This is a genomic window from Sinorhizobium sp. 7-81, from assembly GCF_030124405.1.
GTDB classification, from domain to species: Bacteria; Pseudomonadota; Alphaproteobacteria; order Rhizobiales; family Rhizobiaceae; genus Sinorhizobium; species Sinorhizobium psoraleae.
This window is the reverse complement of sequence record NZ_JASKLT010000002.1, coordinates 1,155,610-1,162,929: the sequence shown is the minus strand read 5'-3', so window position 1 is coordinate 1,162,929 and position 7,320 is coordinate 1,155,610. Positions and strand designations below refer to the sequence as shown.

Genomic DNA, 7,320 nt, shown 5'->3' with positions numbered 1-7,320 from the left:
GCGGCCGATGCGCTTGCCCTGGACATAGCGGCGGAAGAGAAAGTCGGGAAAGATGGTGAGCAGCGAGCAGATCAGGAATTCCAGCATGGCTCACCCCCTTCGCTCGATCTTGTCGTCGCCAGGAAACGGTGGGGCTTCGAGTTGCACCCATTGCGGCTCGTTCGAGCGCGGCGCCCTGGACGGCGGCGCATTCGGCGGCGACTCGGATGTCGTCGTCGCTCCGCTCTGTTGCGGCCCACGCGTATCCGCCCTCTCGTCGCGGCGGGCAATCCTGGCGAGCGAGCGGGCGATCGACTTCACCGGCGAGGCAAAGTCCGGAAATTCGACCATGGCGAGCAGCAGCGCGGCGATCCAGAACAGATGATTGTGGGTGAAGAGAGCGATCAGACATAGCACGCCGATGATCTGCAACTGCCCCTTGCTGGCGCCATGCGCCATGTGTTCGGGCAGCGCGTGCAGCCTGAGATACAGAATGCCGACCAGGAAGACCATCAGCAGCACGAAGACGAGCATCACGGTAAAAAGGACGTCCGTCTGCCCTGGCGCGGTTATGAAAGGCGGCAAATGGTCGACCGCGGCCGGATGCGACTCTTCCATCTCTGCACTCCTCTTTGCTGAAGTCCGGCCGTAAACTCAATTGCTCCGCGAAAATACTTAACTCCAAATGGAATGATACGCGAAAATATGCTCCGCTGGCATTGATCGCAGTCAAAGTCGACACGTGACAGGGTCGCTCGATTACCCTCGATGGTGAACTGCCTCAATGGCATCTGTAAGCGTCGAATGACGTATGCTACGGTATGTTACTGCAACGTGGTCGCAGGCGGCCGTACCATCTCCAAGAGCGCGTTGCATGAGGCGCACTCGCCGCCCCGCTTGAGGCGGAGCATGCGGGAGACGGCGTCCTTCAGTTCAATGTTCGCCGAAACTGCGCCCTGAGCGACGGCGTTGCGGCAGGCCGCGGACGTTTTGGCTTTGCTTTGCTGCGTGGAAAAGTGAGGGCGAGAATGGATGACGATCCATCCCGAGCGAGTCCGGTCCGAGGTGACCCAACCGGTCGATCATCCATCGAGGCAAAGATCACCGAGATTGTCAGGATCGGCATAGTCGCGCTTTTCGCCTATTGGTCCCTGACGCTAATCGCCCCATTCGCGATCATTCTCGTCTGGGCAGCGATCTTGGCCGTCGCGCTTTATCCGGCCCACGCCGCCCTTGCAGCCATGCTCGGCACCCGGCCTCGGCTGGCAGCGGTCCTGATCACGGTGGTCTGTCTGGCCGTCATCGTCGGTCCGCTTGCGGCCATTGCCGTCAGCTTTGCCGAAGGAGTCCAAACGCTGCTTGCAAGACTAGACAATGGTTCGTTGCTGGTACCAGTACCCCCCGAGAGTGTTCGCAATTGGCCAATGATCGGCGAGCGCATTTATGCTGCCTGGGGTATGGCGTCTGGCAATCTTGAGGCTGTTCTAAGGCAACTCGAGCCTTCGCTGCTGCAGGCGGGGAGCAAGGCTCTCGGCAAGATCGCGAGTATCGGCGTCGACTTGCTCGGCTTCGTGGTTTCCGTGCTTGTTGCCGGATTTCTTTTCGGATCCGGAGAGCGGCTCGCGGAGACTGCGCAAGGCTTCGCCAGCAGGATGGGTGGGGACAGGGGCGTCGGGTTCGTGCGGCTGGCGGTGGCAACGATTCGCAATGTGGCACGCGGCGTTATTGGCGTTGCGCTGCTGCAGGCGTTTCTCTGTGCACTGGTGCTGAGCCTGTTCGACGTTCCTGCACCCGGTGCAATCGCCTTCGTCGTGCTCATTCTCTGCATCGTTCAGATCGGGCCGGCGCTGGTTTTGCTACCCGTGATAATCTGGGCCTGGGTGGCGATGGACTTCGGCCCGGCAGTCTTGTTTACACTCTTGCTGACACCGCTCTTTATCATCGACAACGTTATGAAACCTATCTTGGTGGCGCGCGGGCTTTCAACGCCAACGCTTGTCATCTTGCTAGGGGTGCTCGGAGGCACGCTCTCCTACGGCCTGATCGGCCTGTTCCTGGGGCCGATCGTCCTTAGTGTCTTCCATGATTTGCTGATGATCTGGATGCATTCGGGTGCGGTGCCGGAAAAGTCGCTGCCTGAGTCTTCACGATTGCCGCGCCAGACGTGACCATTTACGTGGGGCGCATCACTGTAGCGAATGTCCTTTGCTCGAGGCCTGTTCAGACTCAATTTTCGGGGACCGATACGCCCGCCTCTCGCAAACCTTCGATGAAGTGCTGCTGGTCCTCAGGACGACGAATTCGCAAGGCGACCTCCTTTCGGATGTTCTCGAGGAAGCCTGGAGCGTTCGTTTTCAGCCATTTCTCTTCTTCGTGTGCCTGGTCCGACTTGCCGAGCTTCCCAAGAATAGCAAGCAATATGACGCGATAAATCGGATTGGCGCGAAGGTCGGCCAAGTGCGCCCATCGCTCAGCGGCGACGTAATCGCCTCTGATATAGGCGCAGACCGCCAGGGCCGCCTCAAAATACCCTACCGGGCCTGGGTTCTGCGCGACGGTTTCCGACAAGAGCTCGCAACCAGGATGCCACTGACCCGACAGAGCAAGCCGGAAACCATATTCGCCGGCGAGTTCAGTGTCGTTAGGATTGATGGCAAACGCGCGCGCCCCCACCGCCAAGGCAGCGTCGACTTCGCCCCGGAAGAAAAGAGTGAGCATCTGTGCTTGCAGGGCGCGTACGTCCTGGGGATCCAGTTCCACGGCGCGTACCGCTGCCTCGATCGCCCGCTCCAGCGACACCGGGGACGACCGATCAAGACGATACCGGAAACGAAGCTCGTCGATATAGGTCATTGACAGAAGCGCCCAAGCCGTAGCGTAGTTCGGGAATTGCCGGGTCGCGTGCTGAAGGCATTCCTGAACAGACGCATGCGTTTGCGGGTTCAAATCGCTGCGATAACCATAGTAGGCCAAGGTGCATGCATATGCTTCCCAATCGTCCGGAATTGACTGCGTGAACTGCGTGGCATTCGCCTGGAAAACAACGCCATAGGGTTGTGCCACGGCGGTCGCCACGGCGGCGGCGGCTTTCTCCTGCAGTTCGATGATCTTATGCGTTGCTAAGCTCTCGTCATAGTTGTTTGCCCACATTACCGACCCGTCGGACCGTAGGATGAGTCTTATCCCAAGCCGAAGCCTTTCGCCATCGAGGCGAACCCGCCCCTCCAGCGCATAGGCCGGTCCGCCGTCGGTGTCCGACGAGTCATCGGGGTTTTCACGGGTGACGACGATGATCTCCTTGAACTTGGCAATCTTGCCGACGACCTCGTCGGCGAGTCCTCGCGTTATCATCGCCGAGTCTGGTGTTCCGGAGAGATCCTCAAACGGTGCGACAACCAGTTTCGGGATGTTAGGTCGAATGCGGCCGGTGTTCGCGTCGTAGTCTGCAGTGATAGAAGGGCGAAGGAGAGCACTTGCTGCCAGGCCGCCAAGGGCAAAAGTAAGCGCCGCAATTCCGAACCAAATCCATCGTCGAAAATGTTGAACGGAAGAATCCCATCTGGCGCTTAAAGAGGAACCGAGGTCAGCCGCGCTCTGCGCGTCGACGCGCCTTTCGAACGTTGGCACGTAGGCGCCTTTCGGTATCCTGATCACGATCGGGTCGTTGCGGCCCGACACGAGATAGTAGCGTTCGAGCGCGCGACGAATACGGCCCGCTTCGATCCGCACCGCTGGATCCGTTTGAGCGTCGAAAGAGGAATCTCTACCGAAGACCTCGGTTGCTATCGAATACGCCTTTATACGGTCGGCCCGGCCTGCAACGGTCTCCTCAATGACGTAGGCCAGGAACTTGCGCGCGCGGTCCGGCGCATCGAACTCGGTGCTGAACCGAATTCGATCGAGTTGTGCAAGAATTTCCGCGTCGGTGGGTAGAGCAGTTGTCGGTTCGACCCGGACGCCCCGCTGGTCTGCTACCATGTCCGCCCCCAATCGACACAACGCAAGCTTGTGTCCAGCGGTACTGTAAGCTCCCGTATCTTACGTCCGCACCCGGTCAAAGCGCAATATATATTAGACCGATGTATTAAAGTTGTATTTCATTTCGAACTCGGAGGGGTGGAGCGAAATGAACGGGCGATCAGGGTGGAGTGACGAGGAACACGGCCTGGCAGCGGCCTTGCGTCGGTTTCCTGCACGCTCGTTGCAGATCAGGGAGTTGTCGATCCGCGACGAGAGCTTCAGGGGGATGTGCGAGGACTTCGCAGCCGCTGAAAACGCGCTTGCTCACGCCGATCAGCTTCCTTTTCACGTACGCGAGGAGCGCCGCGCGGAGTTCAGGAGCTTGGTAGAGAGCCTGGCGGCAGAGATTGAGCAGGCGCTCGGGCCGGCGAAAGGTCTCATCTAATTAGAGAGTTTGCCGCTTTACCTGGCGTCGGAGCCGGCGTCCGAACGGTCTGCTCGCTGTTCAGCGCGCAGAATACAAGGAAGATCCGCTGGATCAGGGTTCTTGTAAGGCAAGGGGCACAGTATTGGGAGTCGAATAATGCATACGTCAATATTGGCTCACTCGGGGAGATTCATAGGTACCGTCCCCATGGGGCCGCATACGCAAGGGGAAGTCGAGTCGAGGCCGATCAGCAGCTTCGTCAACGGACAAAGCATTTACTCTTCCGGGGAAAGGGCCGGTCAGGCCTACCGAGTAGAATTCGGGGCCGTTCGCGTGTACCGCGTGCTTGCGAACGGCCGACGACAAATTCTTGCATTCCATTTCGGAGGAAACTGGTTCGGTCTGCAAAATGAGGACCTGCACCGTTCCAATGCCGAAGCGATAGGCATCACTGGTGTAAAGAGCGTCAGCCTGCACGAAGATCCGCTTATCTGGCAGGGTTTGTTGCCCGCGGTGTTGGAGAACTTCCTGTCGGCTCAGGAACACCAATTGGTCATTGGCCGCCAAAGCGCCGTCGAAAGGGTCGCGGCATTCCTACTCGAAATGTCGGATCGTTCGGGTCATTCGCATAGGTTCGAACTATCCATGCCCCGCGTCGACGTCGCCGACTATCTCGGGCTGACGATCGAGACCGTTTCGCGTTCGCTTACGAAGCTGAAGAACAAGCGCATTATCAACTTGTACGGTGCTCGCGGCATCGAGATCCTTGAGTATCGCGCGCTTCAGAACTTGTGTCTTTAGTGATTTGCCCAACATCGACCTTTGTACTGCAGGGTCGAAGGCACTTTTGGCGCTCCGACATGGAGGAAGGAGCGGGGCGGAGGCGGGGCCAAGGCTCAAACGAGACCTCTGTCGGCAGTGTACCCGCTGTGGCTTCGAAGTCGCATAATCTATCATTGGTAACCACAGGTTGCCGGGGGCACAAGCGGCGGCGCGACCCCGCAGGCTTGGGAGCGAAAATGAGCCTACCGCCCCCCCTGTATTGACGCACCCTGTGTCCAAACACCTCACAAGCAGATGCAAACGACGAACTGCGCATCGCGACTGCAAGTGGCTAGACCGCCGGAGTGCCACGGGTGAGTGCCGCGACCCTCTTCACATGCGCCACCGCTGCCGTGCCGCCGGCAGTCTTGATGAACAGATCGAGCGTCTCCTCGTCATCGGCTCCAACCGGCATCAGCGCCTGATCCATGTAGACCTTTGAAGCCGGATCGCGGGAGATCCTGTAGGCGGTAGCAGCCAACCGGACGATCGCGCCTGCGAGCGCCACATGCTTGCGCGCCGTCTCCCATATAAACTGCGGCCAAAAGATCAGCGGATGTACCCGCTTCATGCCCGGCCGCCGCTCCGACGGCCGCTTCAGGCGCAGAAGACCGCTCTGCAGCGGATGGACGTTTTCGAGCGGCACCATCGTCGCAAAGGAAACGAGCAGCTTGATGAGGCTTCCAAGCGGCACGCCCGTCGCGGCCGCGCGGCGCAGCAGCGTCTGCATGTGCTCGGGCGAATAGTAGAGCTGCCATGCCTCGCGGTAGATGTTCTCCCACGCCTCACGGCTCATCCCCGGATGCGCCGTGCACACATGCTCGACATCATAGACGTTGAGGTCGGCCGCCATCTCGACGCCGCTCTTCCACAGCTTCTGATGGTCCTCCGAGCCCGGCAGCGGCGTGAGGACGAAGAACTCGACGATGTCGACCGGCAGTTCGTGTTGGATGATGGCGATGTCGCGCCGGATGGTCTCGGGCGTATCCGCCGGAAAGCCGAGGATATAGCCCGCGAGCGTCATGATGCCCTGCGCCTTCCAGGCAAGCAGCATCTTGCGGTATTCGGTGATCTTGTTCTGGTGCTTCTTTGCTGCGGCGAGATTGTCCGGATTGACGTTCTCGAGGCCGATGAAAACGCGGGTAACGCCGGCGCGCTTTGCCTTCTCAATGAAGTTCGGGATCTTGTGGCAGAGCGTATCGACCTGGATCATCAAGCCGAGTGGAATACCGTCTTTCTCTCGTAGTTCGATCAGCCGGTCGAAGATCGCCTCCCATTCCTTATTGCGGGCGAAATTGTCGTCGGTGATGAAGAATTTGTGGACGCCCTGCGCCCAGTTCATCCGCACCAGCTTCTCGATGTCGTCGGCCGAACGGAAGCGCGACTTGCGCCCCTGCACGTTGATGATCGTGCAGAAGGAACATTGATAGGGACAGCCGCGCCCGGCATCAAAGCTCGTGCTAAGGCCGAACGTGTGAGCGACGTTTTCCTTCGGCAGGAACGGGACCGGCGTGCCGTCAAGGCCGGGCAGGTCGTTGATGAAGTTGTAGATCGGCGCTAGTCTGCCGGTCGCCGCATCCCGCAGCACCGCGTCAAGACGGCCCTCGGCCTCGCCCGCAAACATGGAAATGCCCATCTCCCGGCACGCGTCGAGTTCTACCGCCTTGCTGTCCAGCATGGCAAGACAGCCTGACACATGAAAGCCGCCCAAGGCAACGGGGATGCCAACCGCGCGGAACGGCCGCGCAATATCGAGGGCGCGCGGAAACTGGTTGGATTGGACCCCGACAAGAGCCACCAAGCCAAAATTATCGTGTCGGCTAAACATACGCAGGAGCGCCGGGAAATCGATCCGCGTATTCGTCTCGTCGATCACCGTAATATCGATGGAAACATCCGGGCCGAGCACCTTGCGCTCAGCACAGTCAGCGGCAATGCCATAGAGCGCGGCGAGTGAGTTCGAGGGGATCATCGCGCGCCACCAGCGGATCACGTAGCCATCGTCATCATAGTGCGAGGGCTTGATCAGGATGAGCTGGAAACGTCTCCCCTCAGCTTCCGAAACATGCGACAAGGTTGTATCTTTCGCGTTTGAAGCAATGGCGAAGCCTAACAGAGCCTTGCCACAAGGC

At 59.4% G+C, this 7,320-nt stretch carries 6 protein-coding genes; 3 read left to right on the top strand and 3 right to left on the bottom strand.

Annotated elements, in window-relative coordinates; translation table 11 throughout:
* Nucleotides 1–90: 90 nt before the first annotated feature.
* Nucleotides 91–597: a hypothetical protein gene (locus QN224_RS12505; protein WP_283976895.1), complete on the bottom strand. Its 507-nt coding sequence runs from the start codon at nt 595–597 to the stop codon at nt 91–93.
* Between the two features lie 410 nt (nt 598–1,007).
* Here QN224_RS12505 and QN224_RS12500 point away from each other — a divergent pair, with 410 nt between their 5' ends.
* Nucleotides 1,008–2,147: an AI-2E family transporter gene (locus QN224_RS12500; RefSeq protein WP_283976894.1), complete on the top strand. Its 1,140-nt coding sequence runs from the start codon at nt 1,008–1,010 to the stop codon at nt 2,145–2,147.
* Nucleotides 2,148–2,205: 58 nt separating this feature from the next.
* Here the strand turns inward: QN224_RS12500 and QN224_RS12495 are convergent, their stop codons facing one another.
* Nucleotides 2,206–3,957 carry a hypothetical protein gene (locus QN224_RS12495; protein ID WP_283976942.1) on the bottom strand — a complete coding sequence of 584 codons (1,752 nt, stop codon included), beginning with the start codon at nt 3,955–3,957 and terminating at the stop codon, nt 2,206–2,208.
* A 148-nt stretch (nt 3,958–4,105) separates the two neighbouring features.
* On the opposite strand from QN224_RS12495, the gene QN224_RS12490 reads away from it, so the two are divergent.
* A complete protein-coding gene (locus tag QN224_RS12490; protein ID WP_173509106.1) occupies nt 4,106–4,384 on the top strand; it encodes a hypothetical protein in 279 nt (92 codons plus the stop codon).
* A 138-nt stretch (nt 4,385–4,522) separates the two neighbouring features.
* Complete coding sequence (locus QN224_RS12485; protein ID WP_336621106.1) at nt 4,523–5,167, top strand: helix-turn-helix domain-containing protein; 645 nt, start codon at nt 4,523–4,525, stop codon at nt 5,165–5,167.
* A 313-nt stretch (nt 5,168–5,480) separates the two neighbouring features.
* Here QN224_RS12485 and QN224_RS12480 read toward each other — a convergent pair whose 3' ends face one another.
* The gene (locus tag QN224_RS12480) at nt 5,481–7,262 is read right to left on the bottom strand and encodes a radical SAM protein (protein WP_283976893.1); all 1,782 of its coding nucleotides are present in this window, start codon (nt 7,260–7,262) and stop codon (nt 5,481–5,483) included.
* Nucleotides 7,263–7,320: the final 58 nt, after the last annotated feature.